Source organism: Xanthomonas bonasiae (genome assembly GCF_014836395.1).
Lineage (GTDB): Bacteria > Pseudomonadota > Gammaproteobacteria > Xanthomonadales > Xanthomonadaceae > Xanthomonas_A > Xanthomonas_A bonasiae.
In genome coordinates this window covers 216048-233948 of sequence record NZ_JACSQX010000006.1, presented here as the reverse complement: position 1 = coordinate 233948, position 17901 = coordinate 216048, and the positions used below count along the sequence as shown (strand labels likewise).

The window sequence follows — 17901 nt, the reverse complement described above, 5'->3', positions numbered from 1 at the left end:
CACGTCAGAACCGCCACCAGGCGGCGACGAACGGGCCACCCGCGCCGCCGGTGTTGCGCCCGGCCACCGGCTGCTGGTAGCCGAGCTGCAACTGGGTGCCGCCGGGCAGCGTGTGCAGCAGCGAGGCCTGCAGCTTGGTCAGGTCGTAGTTGTTGCCGCGGATCGGGGTGCCGGGCGCGTAGACCGGATTGGGGCCGTTGCCGTTGCCCAGGCCCTGGATCACGTTGAGTTCGCCGATCAGCATCCAGCGCGGCGCCAGCGCCAGGCCGCTGCTGATGTCCAGGCGCGCCTCGTCGGCGGAGTCGCCGCCGCGCAGGCGCACCGCCGCGCCGAGGTCCACGTAGCCGTCGTGGTTGCCGGCCCGATAGCCGCGGCCGACGCTGTAGCGCAGTTCGGCGCCGTAGTCGCCCTGCCCCAGCGCCGGATGGTCGCGATCGTCGGCACCCTGGCGGCTGTAGCCGGGGATCAGCGCCAGCACCTGCAGCGCGCCCTGCCACGGTCCGTCGCGGCCATCCGGATCCAGGCGGTAGCGCAGGCCGATTTCCTGGTCGGCCCAGCCGGTGGTGTGCTGGTTGCCGTAGCCGCTGTCGTTGCGATAGCCGACCTTGCTGAAATAGAAGTTGCCGACCAGGGTCAGGTCCGCGCTCAGCCCGTACTCGGCATAGAGATTCAGCTGGTCCTGGCGGCTGCGTCCGGCATCGGGGAAATTCTGGTCCTGGCCGTGGCTGTTGTAGACCGCGCCGCCGTCGCTATGGCTGGCCTTGAGGATCGCCAGCGCGGCGCCGTCGTCCTGCACCCAGGCCCCGGCGAAACACGGTCCGGTCGCCAGTGCGGCCAGGCCCAGCGCCAGCGTCGACAGCCTGCGTGCGCGCCGGCCAGGTCGGTGCCGGGCGCGGCCATCGCCGGCCACGGAAGAGGGAGTCGCGCATACGCGCGACCACGAGCGCGGGCGCTCGCCGTACGACTGGTTCATCGCAATTGTTTCCTGGAGGGGGGCCCCTGGAACAGGGAGCAGGAAACGATTCCGTAGCGGAACCGCGACAGGAACGTAGCACCTTTCCTGTGTGATTCAAATCACGCGATAAATGAATTGCTCATCACGCATACAGCCTGCGGCAGCGCACGCACCAGCCTGGTGCTGCGTTCAGCCAGGTCGGCGCCAACACAGCCTGGCGAAGGTCACCCAGGCGTGCAGCCAGATCACCGCCCACACCGCCGCACGTACCGGCGCGGTGCGCGCCGGCGCCTCGAACTTGCGGAAATAGCGCCACAGCCCGCGGTGCTTGTGCCATTCCACGAACCAGGGCCGCTTGCGGCTGGAAACGCCGCGCACGTGCAGCACGCGCAGGCGGTTGCACACCGCCACGGTGGCCCCGGCCTGGCGCGCGCGGCGGCACAGGTCCAGGTCCTCGGCATGCAGGCGGTAGCCGGCGTCCCAGCCGCCGATGCGGTCGAACAGCGCCCGCGGCAGCAGCATCAGCGCGCCGGAGATCGCGTCCACGCGCTGCAACGGCTGCGCCGGATCGGCCGCCAGCGCCAACCGCGAACCGGCCAGCGGATGCCGCAGCATCGCCGCGAAGTCCGGATCGCGGCGGCGCACCGCGGCGTCGGCGCGGCCGTGCTCGTCGACCTGCTCGACCCCGAGCAGCGCGTCGCCGAGCGAGGCGACCTGCGCGCGCAGCAGCGCCAGCGTGTCGGCCTCCACCATCAGGTCCGGATTGACGAACGCCAGCCACGGCGCATCGCTGGCCGCCGCGCCCTGGTTGCAGGCGCTGGCGAACCCGGGATTGTCGGGGTTGGCGATGAAGCGCACGCGCCGATCCTCCAGCGCGTGGCGCTGCACGATCGCCAGGGTGTCGTCGCGCGAGGCGTTGTCGACCACGCGGATCTGGGCGACGTCCGCCGCCGCGCGCAGCCGCTGCAGACAGGCGTCGATGGTGCTGCCGCTCTCGTAGGTCACCACCACCACGGCCATCTGCTGTTCGCTCATGCGCCGATTATCCGGGCAAAGCCGCGCGCGCAGAAGGCGTCGCACCTGGCCGGCGTTCGCGCGCGGCGATTCGGCGGCGTGGGCACCGCGCCGACGCGGTAGAATCTCCGGTTCCATGCCTTGCGCGGTGTAGATGACGGCTAGCGCCCACTACCGCGCGCTGCCGCCAGGATCGAGATGCATCGGCCGCCCAGCCCGCTGGCGGCCGTGCATGCCGATGGCCCGGCAGCGTCGCCGCTTTTCGACCGATGTCGCCGTCGGCAGCAGCCGCAAACCTCCGCATCACTGGTCTAGACCAACGCCCGAAAGGCGTGAAGCGCCACGCCATTGCGGCGCCACGCCTGCGTTCCCGCCGCCGGGACAGACCCGATGAGCGCGCACCAGATCCACGGCATGAGCCTGGCCCCGGCTGCGGCGGACTGGCCGCCCCTGCGCAGCGACGAGGTCGATGCGCTGTTGCGGCACATGGGCCTGCCCGACGCGGTCCGCGCCGTGCGCTGGCACAGCCCGCGCCCGTTCTCCGCCGCGGCCGAGGTCGAGACTTCCGTGGGCACGCTGTTCGTCAAGCGCCATCACCGCAGGCTGCGCGATGCGCGCACGCTGGACGAGGAGCACCGTTTCATCGAGCACCTGCGCGCGCGCGGCATGCCGGTGCCGGGACTGCTGCGCGCGCCCGACGGCACCAGCGCGATCGCGCTCGGCGACTGGACCTACGAAGTGCAGCGCGCCGCCGCGGGCGAAGACCTGTACCGCGACACGGCGTCGTGGCGGCCGTTCGCCGACACCGCCCATGCGCAGGCCGCCGGGCGCGCACTCGCGCTGCTGCACCAGGCCGCGGCGGGCTACACGGCGCCGCCGCGCAGCACCACCCAGTTGGTCGCCAACCTGCGCCTGTTCGGCGGCGCCGATCCGCTGCAGGCGCTGCAGCAGGACCTGCGCGCGCGGCCGGCGCTGGCCGCCTGGCTGCAGCGGCGCGACTGGCGCGGCGACCTGCGCCGGCATCTGCTGCCCTGGCACGCGCGCGCCTGGCCGCTGCTGCGAACGCCAGCGCCGCCGCTGTGGACGCATGGCGACTGGCACGCCTCCAACCTGCTGTGGCGCGGCCACGGCGCGGCGAGCGAGGTCAGCGCGGTGTTCGATTTCGGCCTGGCCGACCGCAACTTCGCGCTGTTCGACCTGGCCACCGCGATCGAACGCAACCTGGTGCCGTGGCTGGACCTGGACATCGGCCGCCGCGCGCCCGCCGATCTCGACCAGCTCGACGCGCTGCTGCACGGCTACGCGCAGCTGCTGCCGCTGGACGCGGCGCAGCTGCGCCTGCTGGCCGCGCTGTTGCCGATCGCGCATGCCGACTTCGCGCTCGCCGAGATCGACTATTTCGCCGGCATCACCGGCTCCGACGCGAACGCCGAGATCGCCTATCGCCGCTACCTGCTCGGCCATGCCGACTGGTTCGGCGGCGAGGAAGGCCAGCGCCTGCTGCGGCAGTTGCAGCGGCACGCGGACGCCGCGCGATGAGCGTTTCGCGTTCGCTGCCGCGCGCGCCGGCGCCCCCGGTACGCGCGCATGCCGCGCCGCGCTGCCGGCAGCGCGCCCGCCCACGTTTCCGCCGTTGCCCGCGCGCAGCGGCATCCGTCCTTTCCGTTCCGACTCCCGCTTAGAGGTTCTCCCATGTCCCATGCCTTCCCCGCACTCGCGCCACTCGCCCTGGCCTTGGCGCTGGCCGCCACCGCCGCACCGGCGCGCGCCGCCGATGCGGACACGCAGACGCCGGTCGAACTGGACGCGGTCAACGTGCAGGGCGAGCAGCCGCGCAACCGCTCCACGCTGGGCGGCTACGGCGACGCCGCGCTGCTGGACACGCCCGCCTCGATCGGGGTGATCGACCGCACGCAGCTGGACGACCGCCAGGTGCGCGTGCTCAGCGAGGTGCTGCGCGCCGACGCCTCGGTCGGCGACAGCTATGCGCCGATCGGCTACTACGAGAACTTCGTGGTGCGCGGCTATTCGCTCAACGCCGCCAACAGCTACCGCATCAACGGCCTGACCGTCACCGGCGAGCAGAACGTGGCGCTGGAAAACAAGCAGCAGGTGCAGGTGCTCAAGGGCCTGTCCGGGCTGCAGTCCGGCCTCACCGAGCCGGCCGGCGTGATCGACTACACGACCAAGCGCCCGCAGCAGGTGCGCACGCTGACGCTCGGCACCGACGACGACGGCGGCCGCTACGCCGCGCTGGACCTGGGCGACTGGTTCGGCCGCGACCGCCAGTTCGGGCTGCGCGTCAACGCCGCACACGAGGACATCCGCAGCTACGTCGAGCATGCCGACGGCCACCGCAATTTCCTGTCGCTGGCCGCGGACTGGAACATCGATCCGCAATCGGCGCTGCAGCTGGACGTGGAATACCAGGACCGGCAACAGCGCTCGGTGCCCGGCTATCAACTGCTCGGCGGCGAGCGCGTGCCCGGCGACGTGTCGGTGCACCGGCTGCTGGCCTACCAGCCCTGGTCCAAGCCGGTCGGCATCGACTCGCTCAACGCGCAACTGCGTTATCACTACCGCTTCAACGACACCTGGCGCGCGCAGTTGGCGGCAGCGCACAGCCGCGCGGTGATCGACGACTATTCCAGCTTCGCCTGGGGCTGCTACGGCGCGGCCAGCTGCGCCAGCGACGCGATCCCCAACTACTTCAGCCGCGAAGGCGACTACGACCTCTACGACTACCGCAGCCCCGACGACACGCGCCGCAACGACCAGGTGCAGGCGACCGTGTCCGGCACGTTCGCCACCGGCGCGCTGCAGCACCAGCTCAACATCGGCGTGGACTACCTGCAGCGCACCATCGACCAGCACGGCTCGATCAACGAATGGATCGGCAGCGGCACTATCGACGCCGATCCGCCGCTGCTGGTCCAGGCCGACGCCGAACTCGGCCCCAAGCGCCGGCGCCTGGACAGCACCCAGCAGTCGCTGCTGGCCAGCGACCGCATCGGCATCGGCGAGGCCTGGCAGTTGCTGCTGGGCGCGCGCCAGGTGCGCTACGACGAGCGCGCCTGGGATCGCGACGGCGCGCTGACCCGCCGCACCCGCCGCTCGGAATTGCTGCCGCAGGCGGCGCTGCTGTTCAAGCCGCAGGACACGCTGTCGTTGTACGCCAGCTTCGCCAAGGGCCTGGCGCCGGGCGGCACCGCGTCGTGGTTCGCCAGCAACGCCGATGCGATCCTCGCCCCGACCAGCGCCTACCAGACCGAAGCCGGCCTGAAATACGAGCGCGACGGCCTGGCGCTGGGCGCGGCCGTGTTCGACATCCGCCAGGCCTATCAGTACGCGCAGCCGCAGGCCGACGGGAGCTTCCTGTATGTGCAGCAGGGCCGCCTGCACAACCGCGGCATCGAACTGTCGGCCGACGGCGCGATCGGCGAGCGGCTGCACCTGCAGGCCAGCGTCGCCGGCATCCGCGCGCGCGCCGAAGATACCGGCACGCCGGCCTACGAAGGCCACCAGGCGTTGAACGTACCCAGGCTGCGCGCCAGCGCCCAGGCCAGTTGGGACGTGCCCGGGGCGAGCGGCCTGGCGCTGCTGGGCGGCGCGCAGTACAGCGGCGCCAAGTACGCCGACCGCAGCGGCCGCGTCGCCGTCGGCGGCTACACCGTCTACAACCTGGGCGCGCGCTACGCGACGCGGCTGGGCACGCTGCCGACCACGCTGCGGCTGAGCGTGGACAACCTCACCGACAAGCGCTACTGGCGCGACGTCGGCGACTACATGGGCGACGACTATCTGTTCCTGGGCGCGCCGCGCACGGCGCGGCTGGCGCTGCAGTTCGATTTTTGAGGGCCGGGAGTGGGGATTCGGGATTGGGGATTGGTAAAGGCCGGGAGCGGGACACGGAGCGTCGCTGTCGCAGCAGCGGCTCTAGCCGCTACCGGACTTCCCTGGAATGCCTGTCGCGGCTGAAGCCGCTCCCACAAGGGCCGGGAGTGGGGAATCGGGATTGGGGATTCGTAAAAGCCAAGCGCAGGACACGGAGCGTCACTGTCTTAAGAGCGGCCTTGGCCGCGACAGGACTTCCTGGAAAGCCCGTCGCGGTTGAAGCGCTCCCACAAACGAGCGCATTGTTTCGCGCTCGCGGAATCTCTCCAATCCCTAATCTCCAATCCCCAATCCCGGCCTTCCAACAATGTCCCCTCTCGAACTCCTCGCTGTGCTGGTCAACGTGCTCGGCGTCTGGCTGACCGCACGCCGGGTACGCTGGTGCTGGCCGGTCAACGTCGTCGCGGTGCTGCTGTACGCGTGGCTGTTCTACCAATGGAAGCTGTACTCGGACATGCTGCTGCAGGGCGTCTACGTGTTCCTGCAGGGCTACGGCTGGTGGCGCTGGAGCCAGGGCCGGCTGGAGCACGGCAAGGTCCAGGTCGGCCCGCTGCCGCGGCGCGAAGCGGCGCTGTCGCTGCTGGTCGGCGCCGCCGGCGCGCTGTCGCTGGGCTGGCTGATGCATCGCCATACCGATGCCGCGCTGCCGTGGCTGGACGCGGCGCTGTCCGCCTTCAGCCTGGTCGCCAGCTTCTGGGCGGCGCGCAAGCGCATCGCCAACTGGACCCTGTGGATCGTGCTCGACTGCGTCTACGTCGGCGTCTTCGTCTACAAGGGGCTGTATCCCACCGCGGCGCTGTACGCCGGTTTCGTGGTGCTGGCGATCTACGGCCTGCGGCTGTGGCGGGCGGACCTGCGGCGCGCCGTCGCCGCGCAGTCGTCGCCATGAGGCGGCGCATCCGCATGCGCTGCGATCCACGCACGCCGGCGTCGGCGAGCACGCCGGGACGATCGTCGTGACCGGCGCGCAAGAAGCGCAGACGATGCACGTCAGCCTGCCTTAGCCCGGCGTGCCGGTCGCGCCGCGGTGCCACGCGCGCGCGGCACCGCTATGCTGGAGCCGCTCGACCCTGGCATTGCAGTGAGCGGAGCGTTGTGGGAGCGGCTGCGGATGGCCCGGGTCGTCCGCCGCGACGGGCTTTGCAAGCGAGGCCGGTCGAGACCGCAGCCGCTCCCACCAGCATCGTTGCCTGCGACCATGGGCAAGAACAGTGCAGCACCGCCACGGAGACCCCATGCCCACGCCGTTGAATCCCGCCGCCGGCTTCGGCCAGCGCATCGTCGATGCACTGCTCGCGCGCATCGTCGGCGGCGAATGGGCCGCGGACCAGCGCCTGCCGGTGGAACGCGAACTGGCCGCGCTGTTCGGCTGCACCCGCATCACCTTGCGCGAGGCGCTGCAGCAACTGGAATCGGAAGGCTACATCTACCGCGAGAACCGGCGTGGCTGGTTCGTCAGCGCAGCGCGCGTGCGCCACGATCCCACCAGCATCGCCGGCTTCATGCAGTACGTCGCCGCGCAAGGCGGCACGCCGCGTACCGAACTGCTCGGCGCGCGCCGCCAGCCGGCCGGCGCGACGCTGGCGCGGCACCTGGAACTGGACGATGCCGGGGCCGAGGTATTCGTGCTGCAGCGCCGGCGCTGGATCGGCCGCCGCGCGGTGCTGCTGGAGACCAATGCGATTCTCGCCGCATGGGCGCCGACCCTGCTCGATCACGACCTGGCCGGCTCGCTCAGCGCGGTGCTGGGACAACGGCTCGGGTTGCGCCAGGCGCGCAGCCGGCTGTCGATGTACCCGGCCACGCTGGTCGCCGAGCAGGCCGCGCTGCTGCAGTCCACCGCCGGCACGCCGTGCTTCCGGCTGCAGCGGGTGAGCTACGCCGCCGACGGCCGCGCGGTGGAATTCGACATCGAGTCCTGGCGCCACGACGTGCTGGAAGTGACAGTGGACGTGCAGGCCCCGCCTGAGTGAGGCCGGCGCGCGTCCGGCGGTGGCGGGCGGTTGCGGCCGCGTCCGCCCGCTCCGGCAATGGCATCGCGAATGCGCCGATCAAGCCGCGCGCGGCGGGTGTGCCCAAGCCAACGACCATTACGGACCTCTTGCACCTTGTGGGAGCGACTTCAGTCGCGACGGGCCTTACCGGTAGAGCCCGTCGCGACTGAAGTCGCTCCCACAACACTCCGCCGACTGACAACACTCCGCAGATTGGCCGATTGCAGATGCCCGCGTCGAAAACGCGCTAGATGTCGAACAACGCGCGCTGCGGGTCCGGCGGCGGCAGCTCGGCGTACAGGCGTTGCAGCTCCTCGCGGCGCGCGCGCAGCGGATCGTGCATCAGGAAGCCGGCCAGGCGCGCGTGCCAGGCCGGCCAGCGCGTGGCCAGCGCATCCATGTCGCCGTCGGCGGCGCGGCCTTCGCCGCTGCGCGCCACGTAGGCGGTCTCGCACAGCACGTTGCGCCAGCCGAGTCCGGCCATGCGCAGCGACAGGTCGATCAGCGCCGCGTACCAGGAACCGTAACTGCTCGCGTCCAGGCCGCCGGCGCGCTGCCGCGCCGCGCCGCGTAGGGCCACCGCGTGGCACACCGCCGACGGCAGTTCCGGATGCTCCGGCGGCAGCGCCGCGCAGGCGCGGGCCAGGCGTTCGCCATCGTCGGGCAGCGGATTGATCTCGCCCAGCCGCGGCCAAGCGCAGGCTTCGCCGGCATTGCTCCACGGCGTGGCGCTGGCGATGGCCGCATCGCGCGCCAGGCACGCGCCCAGGTGCTGCAGCCAGCCGGGCAGCGGCTGCGCGTCCGCGGCCAGCACCACCACGTCGGCGGCGCCGCAAGCGCGCAGCATCTCGTCCAGATGCGCGACCTCGCCGAGCATGCGCGGACGCCGGGTGTAGTCCGCCTGCAGGCGGGTATGCGCCAGCCAGGCCTCGACCACGCGCTGCCCGCGCGGCCCGGCCTGCGCGTCGTCGGCCAGCCACACCCGGGTGCCGGCCGGGGTATGCGCCTCCAGTGCGCCCAGGCATGCGTCCAGCGCGGCATCGTCGACGCCGACCGGAACGAGAACTACAGGAAACGCAGTGAATTGCATAAAACACAAGATGAAATATTAATCAATCCACCCCGATAAGTATTTAAGTAATTTAAAATACAATCAAAGAATTTAGATTTCACCCTTATGAAGGGTGAAATCGATGAACGGTCGCACACCCGGAGAAATAAAAATCAGCCTACGGGAATGGAACTCACGCTTTTCTTGCAGTCAACAACTGCGCTAGCCATCCAGGATTGACTAGGAGGATTAGGTTGCCAAGAACTATAATTCTTTAACACGCACTGAGAATATCCGTCAGCCCCAGCCGCAGCCTCAGCACGCATTACTGCAGTATCAACCGCCTTATTCTGATCGAGACCTATATCAAATGTCGGATCAGTTGCTCCAGTAAAAGTGAAAATAACCACTATCGGGATGGGCTCACCAGGCTTTGTACAAGCCACATTAGCTGAAGCAGCATAATGCAGACTACTTGGCCAATAGTTATAATTCGACAAGGTGCAATTGCCATAAGATTGCTGCCACGCAGCATTTCTAGCTGCAAGCGCGGCCCGTTCAACCGCGTTAGCCGGCGACTGCGCATAAGTTGAATCAGAAGTACCACTGAAATTTCCAGGAATAACCACGGCACCTGTAGCCGAAGAAGAAGCAAGAAATCCAAAGGCGAGCAGCCACAGAGTAGCATTGTGAGAAGCCTTCATAAAATCTCCTTATTTTTAGTCAATGCCCCCTTGCACCAACACTAGCGCGTCGCCAGGGCTTGCGTCAAATTACATCCAATGCGCAGTGGCAAGCAAAAACCATGATACGTCCTTAGCAACATCCCTTCTACGCAACATATATTCCATCGGCACCCAATAACTTCACAAACCTTATTTATTCTCTTGAGAGGCTCTTCACCCGATCCTACTTCTTGCCCGAAGCCGGAAGCGGCTGCATAACCTTGAACTTTTGCCCGTATTCGTCGGTGAGATTGCGCGCTTCCTGCGGGTTGCGCACGATGGTCGGGGTCAGCAGCACGATTACTTCGTTGCGGGTCTTGTCCTGCGTCTTCTGACCGAACAATGCTCCGACCACCGGTAGTTTGCTCAGGATCGGCACCCCGTTGCTGCCATCGCTGGTTCTGTCGCTAATCAGGCCGGCGAGCATGATGGTGTCGCCGCTCTGCACCGCCGCCTCGGTCTTGACCCGGCGCGTGTTGATGTCAACGTTGCAGGCCGAGCTGTTGGTCACGGTGGCGGTGCCCGAGGTGCACGCCGCCGGCCGCGTACTCGGCGTGCTGACTTCCTGCACGATGTCCAGGAACACCATGCCGTCCTTGGTCACCCGCGGGCGCACCTTCAGGATCACGCCAGTGTCGAGGTACTGCACCGACGAATAGCTGGTGTCGGTGCCGATGCCAGTGTTGATCGAAGTCGAGTTGATCGGGATGCGCGTGCCCACGTTGAGCGTGGCCTCGGCGTTGTTGCGCACGAACACCGACGGGGTCTGCAACAGTTTGACGTCGGTGACCTGGTCCAGGGCGGTGATCACCGCGGCAGCGTTCTTGCCGAGGAAGGTCCAGCCGAGACCGGTGCTTGTGACCTTGCCGGCGATATCGCCCCAGATGCTGCGTCCCGCGGCGCTGGGCAGACCTGCGCCGCCTCCGATACCGATGTTGGTTGCATCGCTGGCGGCGCTCACCGCCTGCTCGAAGTACCAGTTCACGCCGTACTGCAATTGGCCGGTCAGGCTGACCTCGGCCACCTGCGCCTCGATGTGCACCTGCATCGGCATCACGTCGAGCTTCTCGACCACGTCGCGGATCGAGCGCCACGACTGCGGCGTGGAACGCACCAGCAAGGTGTTGGTCTCCTCCACCGCCGACACGCCGACCTTGTCGCCCTGCACTTCCAGGGTCACGCTGCCGTTGCCGGAGGTGCGCGGCGACAGCTGCAGGCTGCCGTTGCCCAGCCCGCCGCTGCTGCTGCCGGACGAGGAACCGCCGCTGCTCGAGGACAGGCTGTCGCTGCTGCCGTTGAGGCTGCTGCTGCCGCCCAGGCTGCCGTCGCTGCTGCCGTTGAGGCCGCCACCGCCCATCTGGCTCAGCTGCGTGCCCGGCATCAGCGAGGCGTTGGAATCGCTGCGGTTGCCGCCGGCGCCGAACACTTCGGCCAGGCGGTCGGCCAGGTCCTTGGCCTTGATGTATTTCAGTTCGTAGGAGAACAGCCGGCTGCCGCCGCCGGCGCTGTCGATCCGGTCCAGCCACTCCTGGATCTGGTCCAGATAGCGCGCCTGCGGGGTGATCACCAGCACCGCGTTGGCGTTCTCCAGCGGCATGAAGCGGAACATGCCGGCACTGGGCGTCTTGCTGTTCTCGCCGAACACCTTTTCCAGGTCCGCGGCGACCTGCTCGGCCTTGCCCGACTGGATCGGGAACACGCCCACCGACATGCCCGACAGCCAGTCCACGTCGAAGATCTGCACCGTGCGCAGGTAGTTCTCCAGTTCCGCACGGGTACCGCCGAGGGTGATGACGTTGCGCGAGCCGTCGATGCCGACGATCGCGTTCGGCCGCGCGTACGGCTCCAGCACCTTCTTCATCTCGCTGGCGGAAATGAACTTCAGCGGCACCACGCGCACCTCGAAGCCGCGCGCGCTGGCCGGCGAGGCGGTGCTCGGCGCCACCGTGCCGGCCAGGGCCTGGTCGGCGGGCACGATGTTGTAGCGGCCGCCGCTGTAGACCATGCGTGCGTTGTTCCAGCCCAGCACCATCTCCAGCAGGTTCAGCGCCTGCGCCGGCGACACCGGCTTGGGCGTGGCCAGGGTCACGGTGCCCTGCACGCCCGGCGCGATCACGTAGTTCTGCCCGAGCATGTCGCCGAGGATCGCCTTGACCACCGCGTGCACCGACTCGCCTTCGAAGTTGAAGGTGGCGCTGCCGCTGCTGGCGTTGGCCAGCGACGGCGCCGGCGCGGCGGCGGCGCTGGAATTGATCATGCTGCCGCTGCCGCGGCGGATCACCGGGGCGACGCGGTCCGGCACGTCGTTGGGATCGGCCGTGCCCGTGGTTCCGTCGGTCGTGGTGCTGGTGCTGCCGGCGGCGCCGACGTTGGGATTGATCGCGGCGCCGCGGCGGACGTCCGGCGAGGGCGTGGTGGCGCAGCCGGCCACCAGGCCGATCGCGAGGAACAGGGAAAACAAGCGCGGCGTCATGCGATCACTCTTCAAGGGTTCTGGCCGGGGGTGGTGCCGTTCTGGCGCTGCTGCTGCAACTGCCGGCGGCGGGCTTCGATACGTTCGCGGATGGCTTGCAACTGTTCCGACGACGGCGCCGGCGCGGCCGCCGGTGCGCTCGGTGCCGGCGTTGTCGACGTCCCGTTGGCGCCCGCCTGCGGCGTGGCGGCGACGGGATTGACGGGGGCGTTGTTGACCACAGGCGCAGCCGCAGGCGGTGGCGGCCCCGGCAACGGCGGCATGCCCGGCGGCCGCGCGCCCTGGCCGAGCGCGGTCGGCGGCTGCCCGCCCTTGCCGTCGAACACCTGCAGGTCCAGGGTCTGGGTGCCGCTGCCGCCGCTGACCACCGCGCGGCGCGGTTCCAGCGACAGCAAGCGCCAGCCCTTCACCGGATCGCGGCCTTCCTGCAGGCGCAGCGATTCGCCCTGCTCGGTGGTCAGCGTGGCCATCTTGAAGCTGTCGGTGAGCAGCACGCCGGTCAGGCGCACGCTCGGCGCGGCGCCCTGGCCGTTGTCGGCGCTGAGGAAGAACGGATGCGGCCGGCGGTCTTCGGCGAACACCGGACGCGCGGCGATTTCGGCGTAGCGCGAATAATCGCCGAGGCGCTCGCCGGACGCCGCCGGCAAGCTCGGCAGGCGCTGGGTCATGCCCGGATCGTCGGGCAGCGGCACGATGCGCTGGCCCAGGCCGGCCAGGCCCAGCGCCCAGATCAGCAGCCCCCACAGCGCCAGCGTCGCCAGCCACACGGTGCGCAGGCCGATCGCTTCAATTCGCATGCGCGCCCTCCACTTGCTGCGGCGGCTGCGGCGTGGCCGCATCGCGCAGGGCCGGCGGCGCTTGCGCGGGCGCCGGTGCGCGCGGCCCGGGGCCGGCCGGCGGGCCGGCGCCCAGCGCCGGCGCGCCGGGCGGCGGCGGCGGTGGCATGCCTGGCGGCATGCCTGCGGCGGCGGGCGGCGGCGGCATCGCGTTCGGGCGCAGATAGCCGGCCAGTTCGAAGGCCACGTCCAGGCCGTTGCCGCTCTCGCCCGGCGACAGCTGGTAGCGCTGCGCCATCACGTTGAGGTTGTCCACGAACAGCGCCGGGGTGCCGCTCTCCAGCGCGTGCAGCACCGCGGCCAGTTCCGGCGTGCCGCAGCGCAGCCGCACCTGCACCGCGACGCGGGTGAAGCGGTCGCGGCGGTTGTCGGCGGCGAGCGGCGAACGGTTGCTGATCGCACAGCTGCGGTTGCCGGGGCTGGCGGTGGCCACCGCGCTTTCCAGGCGCTGCACCAGCCCGGCCGAAGCCAGCTCGGCCGAGGTCTCGCGCAGGAAGCCCGGACGCGCGGCCAGATCGCGTTGCGCCTGCTGCAGCCGCTGCGCCACCTGCGGCGCCTGCTGCAACTGCATGCGCACGCGCAGTTCGCGCTGGCGCAATTCCTGGATCTGCGCCTCGACCTCGCGCATCGGCACCGTCCACCACGGATGCACCAGCAGCAGATAGGCCAGCGCCAGCGCCGCCAGCAGCAGGCCCAGCGCCAGCCAGCGGTCGCGCTTATCGACCTGCACCGGCATTGGCGGCCTCCTTGCGCTTGGTCCCGGCCAGTTCGGCGGTGAGGGTGAAGCGGTCGCGGTGGCTGCCCGGATCGGCCTGCAGCACGCCGGTCAGCGATGGCGTGCGCCACAGCGGCGACCCCTCCAGCCTGCCGACCAGCGAGGACGCCTCGCTGCTGAGGCCGATCAGCTGCAACTGGTCGCCCTCGACCGAGAATTTTTCCAGATAGGTGCCCTCGGGCAGGCGCTTGCTCAGCTCGTTCCAGATTTCCAGCGCGGTCGGGCGCTCGGCGCGCAGTTGGTCGAAGAAGGCCGCGCCTTCGACCAGATCGACCAGCTGCTGGCGCTGCGCGGCCACACCGCGCGCGCGCTGCGCGCCGCTGTCCACTTGCGCGCGCAACTGCTCGAGCGCGTCGCGGCGGTTGTCCAGCAACTGCCAGCCGGCGGCGAACAGCGCCAGCAGCGCGGTGGCGGCGAGGATCGCGTTCCAGCGCCGCATCGGATCGGCGCGGCGATGGCGCTGCTCCGGCGGCAGCAGGTTCACGCCCAGCGGCGCGCCGTCGGCGCCAGCGACATCGACCCCGGCCAGGGTCGGGCGCAGCGCGCCGGCGCTGGCGTGCAGTTCGTCCAGCACGCGGCGCGGCGCCACCACCAGTTCGGCGTCCAGTTGCGCATCGTCGCGGCGCGCGCCGAGGCGCACGTCGTAGACCACCTGGTCGGCCTGGAACGGCGTCTGCCGGTCGATCTCGAAGCGGACCACGTCGCGCAGGTGGTCGGCGGCCGCGGCCGGCAGGCGCAGCGTGCGCTGCAGCGCGGACTGCGCCGGCAGCAGCCAGACCCGCGGCAAGGCGGCCAGGCGCGGGCCGAGCACGGCCTCCAGGTCGCTCGGCAGCAGCGGCCACGGCAACGCCAGCGGCGTGCCCAGTTCGGCATCGATCTGGCGCGCGACGTACAGCTGTTCGCCGTCGCGCCACAGCAGCAGCCGCGCCTGCGACCAGCCCAATTGCAGTTGCCAGCGCGGCGGCAGCCACGCCATCAGCGAACGCTGCCACCAGGCCAGCACGCCGCCGGCACCGGGCGCCATGCGCACGCCGAGCTTGTCCATCGTATCTCGCCACGCAGTCATCGAACGGTCGATCCTTCTTCCCATCGCAGCACAGTGTAGGCGGAGCCCGGTAGCGCCGACGAGCCTGGGCGCACCACGGCGCGCAGCACCGCCGCGCGCCCAGCGGCCAGTTGCGCGCGGCTTTCGATGCTATAGGTGCCGCCGCCCCCGCCCATCGCAGCGGCCTGCGCCGGGTCGTTGCGCTCGCGTTGCGCCAGCACCTGCTGCGCATCCAGGCCCAGCGCGGTCAGCACCGGCGCCGGCGCGAAATCCGGCGCCGGGCGCGAAATCCCGCTGTACAGGGTCAGGTTCGGCAGCAGCTTGGCGTACAGATCCGCATCCATGCCCAGCACCAGTTGCAGTTCGGCCAGGCTCTCGAACGGCGCGTCCTTGGCGCCGTACGGCAGCCCGGCGGCGGCATAGTCCGGGTCCTCGGCGCCGCCGTTGGGCTGGCTGAGGTTGTCCGGGTCGCGCCAGTCCACGATCGCCGCGGCGATGCGGTCGGCGCGCTGCGGATCGCCGCCGACCGCGCGCACCAGCGCCGCCAGCAGCGGCGCGTCGGCCAGGTTCAGATCGACCTTGCCGCTCTCGTCGGTGATCCGCAGGTCGATCGTGGCGTCTTCGTACTGCCAGCGGTAGCGGCGCCCGTCCGCGCGCCAGCCCGGCTGCGTCGGCGTGCCGGCGAGCCGGGTCAGCGCGTACTCCAGCCCGGCGCGGGCGCGCTCCTGCGCCGCCGCGCCGTCGCCCAGCACCTTGCCCTGCAGGCCCTCGGTGCGCGCGGTCAGCGCGAACGCGCCGATCAGCGCGGTCAGCAGCGCGATCAGCCACAGCACCAGCACCAACGCCGCGCCGCGCGCCTGCCGAGGTGCCGCGCTCATTGCCGCGCCTCCGCGCCGCCGGCCTGGCGCAACGCCACCACCAGCGGCGGCCACACCATGCCGTCGTCGCTGCTCAGTTCGATCGACACCAGCAGCGGCAACTGGTCGGTCTTCTCCCAGCGCTCCTGCCAGGGACCGATGCTGCCGCGCTCCGGATCGATGCCGCGGTAGCGGAAGCGCACCTGGCGCAGGCCCTCGGCCAGCGGCTCCGGCGCCCGCGGCTTGTCCTCGGCGATCTGCTTGCCGGCCTGCACCTGCACCAGCGCGATCGCCAGGCGCTGCCGGCCGCCATCGCCGCTGACGCTGAGGTCGTGCACGTAGGGGCCGCCGCGGCCCAGGTAATCGGGAAGATCGGCCACGAACTGCATGCGCTGCGGTTCGCCGACGAAGCGCACCGGCTGCAGGGTGCGGCTGTCGATGTCCAGCGCCAGCGCCTGCGCGCCGCTCAGGCGCCGGCGCAGGAACCCCTCGACCGCGCGCATGCGCTCGCTGCGCCCGGCGATGGTCTCGCCGCGGCCGCTGATCGCGGTGGCCGAGCGCAGCGTGGCGAACGCCAGGGTCAGCCCGCCGACCAGCAGCACCGTGGCCAGCAGCACCTCGATCAGGGTGAAGCCGCGCGCGGCGGCGCGGCGCGGTGCGCGCTTCACTGCGGCACCCCGTTGCCCTGCGCGCTGACCAGGCGCAGCGTCTTCCACTGCAGCGCCTGCGCCGGCGCATCGCCCCAGCGCACCTGCAGGTTCAGCTGCAGCAGCGTCGGCGCGCCCGGCGTCAGCGTCGTGTCCGGCGGGCGCCGCGCATCGACGTACGGCGCCACGTCCAGAGTCCAGCGGTAATGGCCCTGCTCGAAACTGCCCTGTTCGCGGCCGGGTTGCAGCGGCTGCTCCACGCCTTGCGCGGCCAGCAACGATTGCGCGTACAGCGTGGCGCGGCTGAGCTGGTCGGCGCGCTGGACCTGGCGCGCGGCGCCGGATAGCGAGCCGAGCAGCAGGGTCAGCGCCAGCGCCAGCAGCGCGAACGCCACGATCACCTCGATCAGCGTGTAGCCGCGTTGCGCCTTCATGGCATGCCCTGCTGCGGCGGACGCTCGACCTTGACCTCGCCGGTCAGCCAGGCCACGTCGATGCGCCAGCTGGCCTTGCGGGTCAGCAATTCGATGCGCCCGCCGGTGGCGGCGCCGTCCTCGAAGAACTGGATCGCGCCTTCGTCTTCGCGCCGCTGCGCCTCGCGCGCGCCGCTGAAGCGGATCGCCAGCGACGGCGGGATCTCGCCATGGCGGCCGTTGGGCGCCTGCCAGCGGTGCGCCTGCGGATCGATCAGGAAGCGCTGCGGCTGCCCGGTGGCGATCGCCTGCGCCCGCGTGTAGCGCAGTTGCGCGGCGATCTCCTTGGCCGACGAGCGCAAGCGCATGCCGTCGATGCCGCCGGTCAGCACCGAGGCGGCCAGCATCGCGGCGATCGCGATCAGCCCCACCACCAGCAGCATCTCCAGCAGCGACACGCCGCGCATGCGCGCACGCGCCAGCGGTACGCACGCGTGCGCACCGCGCTGGGGAACGCCGGCAGGGGCGTGGATCACGGCGCTGGGATCACTCGTACTTGATGTCGGCGTCGTAGCTACTGCCGCCGGGCTGGCCGTCCTTGCCCAGGCTGATCAGGTCGAACGGCTTGCCGTCGCCGGGCACCTTGTACTCGATCGGGTGGCCCCACGGATCGTTCAATTCGGCGGGCTTGGCATACGGGCCGAGCCAGCCGCTGACGCCGCCCGGCGCGGCGACCAGGTCGTCGAGCTTGGACGGCAGCTTGCCGGTATCGAGCTGGTAGTTGTCGATCTTGCCGGCCATGGTCTGGATCTGCGACTTGGCCAGATTGGCCTTGCCGCGATCGGCACCGCCGAGCACGCGGCTGCCGACCAGGGTCAGCACCGCGCCGATCAGCACGATGACGATGATGATTTCCAGCAGGCTCATGCCCGACTGGCGCGCGGCGGAAGGGGAACGGGTCATGGAACGGATATTTCGCATTGCATCGGATCCTTGCGGTGAAAAACCTTATGTAACCGAACGCGGTGACAAGGGTCGCCATCGGGTGCGGTGCGTGCAGCTGCGCTTCATGCGCGGGAACGGGTTTGGCGCGGCGGCGATCGACCCATGCCGCATTTCGCGCATGACGTGGCGCACAGATGACCTGGTCATGGCTGTCGCCATCGCTTGGACCGTGCGCGGCGCGACGGGTTCACGCCGCCCTCCTGCCGCGACGCCACGT

The 17901-nt window shown here is 70.2% G+C and carries 18 protein-coding genes; 5 read left to right on the top strand and 13 right to left on the bottom strand.

Features of this window, described 5'->3' with window-relative positions:
- Positions 1-4: 4 nt before the first annotated feature.
- On the bottom strand, positions 5-973 hold the full coding sequence (locus H9658_RS11630; protein WP_191825460.1) for a hypothetical protein: 969 nt from the start codon (positions 971-973) through the stop codon (positions 5-7).
- Between the two features lie 171 nt (positions 974-1144).
- Complete coding sequence (locus H9658_RS11625; RefSeq protein WP_191825459.1) at positions 1145-1990, bottom strand: glycosyltransferase family 2 protein; 846 nt, start codon at positions 1988-1990, stop codon at positions 1145-1147.
- Between the two features lie 369 nt (positions 1991-2359).
- Between H9658_RS11625 and H9658_RS11620 the strand changes: the two genes are divergently transcribed.
- The 4 genes from H9658_RS11620 (at position 2360) to H9658_RS11605 (ending at position 7836) form a co-directional block, all read left to right on the top strand.
- On the top strand, positions 2360-3508 hold the full coding sequence (locus tag H9658_RS11620) for a phosphotransferase enzyme family protein (RefSeq protein WP_191825458.1): 1149 nt from the start codon (positions 2360-2362) through the stop codon (positions 3506-3508).
- A gap of 153 nt (positions 3509-3661) precedes the next feature.
- Positions 3662-5824, top strand: a complete 2163-nt coding sequence (locus H9658_RS11615) for a TonB-dependent siderophore receptor (protein WP_191825457.1) — start codon at positions 3662-3664, stop codon at positions 5822-5824.
- Positions 5825-6170: 346 nt separating this feature from the next.
- Positions 6171-6752 carry a nicotinamide riboside transporter PnuC gene (gene pnuC, locus H9658_RS11610; protein WP_191825456.1) on the top strand — a complete coding sequence of 194 codons (582 nt, stop codon included), beginning with the start codon at positions 6171-6173 and terminating at the stop codon, positions 6750-6752.
- 346 nt (positions 6753-7098) lie between these two features.
- Entirely contained in the window at positions 7099-7836 is a 738-nt protein-coding gene (locus H9658_RS11605) for a UTRA domain-containing protein (protein ID WP_191825455.1), read from the top strand.
- A gap of 268 nt (positions 7837-8104) precedes the next feature.
- Here H9658_RS11605 and H9658_RS11600 read toward each other — a convergent pair whose 3' ends face one another.
- The 11 genes from H9658_RS11600 to gspG all read right to left on the bottom strand — a co-directional run bounded on the left by H9658_RS11600 (position 8105) and on the right by gspG (position 17660).
- Positions 8105-8947 carry a glycosyltransferase family 2 protein gene (locus H9658_RS11600; RefSeq protein ID WP_191825454.1) on the bottom strand — a complete coding sequence of 281 codons (843 nt, stop codon included), beginning with the start codon at positions 8945-8947 and terminating at the stop codon, positions 8105-8107.
- 134 nt (positions 8948-9081) lie between these two features.
- Positions 9082-9612, bottom strand: a complete 531-nt coding sequence (locus H9658_RS11595; protein ID WP_191825453.1) for a hypothetical protein — start codon at positions 9610-9612, stop codon at positions 9082-9084.
- A gap of 205 nt (positions 9613-9817) precedes the next feature.
- A complete protein-coding gene (gene gspD, locus H9658_RS11590; RefSeq protein ID WP_191825452.1) occupies positions 9818-12106 on the bottom strand; it encodes a type II secretion system secretin GspD in 2289 nt (762 codons plus the stop codon).
- 11 nt (positions 12107-12117) lie between these two features.
- Positions 12118-12903 (bottom strand): type II secretion system protein XpsN, encoded by a 786-nt coding sequence (gene xpsN, locus H9658_RS11585; protein ID WP_179568503.1) that lies wholly within the window; start codon positions 12901-12903, stop codon positions 12118-12120.
- A complete protein-coding gene (gspM, locus tag H9658_RS11580) occupies positions 12893-13678 on the bottom strand; it encodes a type II secretion system protein GspM (protein WP_191825451.1) in 786 nt (261 codons plus the stop codon). The genes xpsN and gspM overlap by 11 nt, the downstream gene beginning before the upstream one ends.
- A complete protein-coding gene (locus tag H9658_RS11575; RefSeq protein ID WP_179568507.1) occupies positions 13659-14783 on the bottom strand; it encodes a PilN domain-containing protein in 1125 nt (374 codons plus the stop codon). Before H9658_RS11575 ends, gspM begins: the two co-directional genes overlap by 20 nt.
- Positions 14780-15640 (bottom strand): type II secretion system minor pseudopilin, encoded by an 861-nt coding sequence (locus H9658_RS11570; protein WP_191825450.1) that lies wholly within the window; start codon positions 15638-15640, stop codon positions 14780-14782. Before H9658_RS11570 ends, H9658_RS11575 begins: the two co-directional genes overlap by 4 nt.
- On the bottom strand, positions 15637-16287 hold the full coding sequence (locus tag H9658_RS11565; RefSeq protein ID WP_191825449.1) for a type II secretion system protein J: 651 nt from the start codon (positions 16285-16287) through the stop codon (positions 15637-15639). The genes H9658_RS11570 and H9658_RS11565 overlap by 4 nt, the downstream gene beginning before the upstream one ends.
- The gene (gene xpsI, locus H9658_RS11560) at positions 16284-16700 is read right to left on the bottom strand and encodes a type II secretion system protein XpsI (protein ID WP_179568513.1); all 417 of its coding nucleotides are present in this window, start codon (positions 16698-16700) and stop codon (positions 16284-16286) included. Before xpsI ends, H9658_RS11565 begins: the two co-directional genes overlap by 4 nt.
- Complete coding sequence (gene xpsH / locus H9658_RS11555; protein ID WP_225209926.1) at positions 16697-17146, bottom strand: type II secretion system protein XpsH; 450 nt, start codon at positions 17144-17146, stop codon at positions 16697-16699. Before xpsH ends, xpsI begins: the two co-directional genes overlap by 4 nt.
- Before the next feature lie 79 nt (positions 17147-17225).
- Positions 17226-17660 carry a type II secretion system major pseudopilin GspG gene (gspG, locus tag H9658_RS11550; protein WP_191825447.1) on the bottom strand — a complete coding sequence of 145 codons (435 nt, stop codon included), beginning with the start codon at positions 17658-17660 and terminating at the stop codon, positions 17226-17228.
- Here gspG and H9658_RS22950 point away from each other — a divergent pair.
- A partial coding sequence (locus tag H9658_RS22950; protein ID WP_225209904.1) for a hypothetical protein occupies positions 17641-17901 on the top strand: 261 nt, incomplete at its 3' end. The two genes, gspG and H9658_RS22950, sit on opposite strands and share 20 nt — an antisense overlap.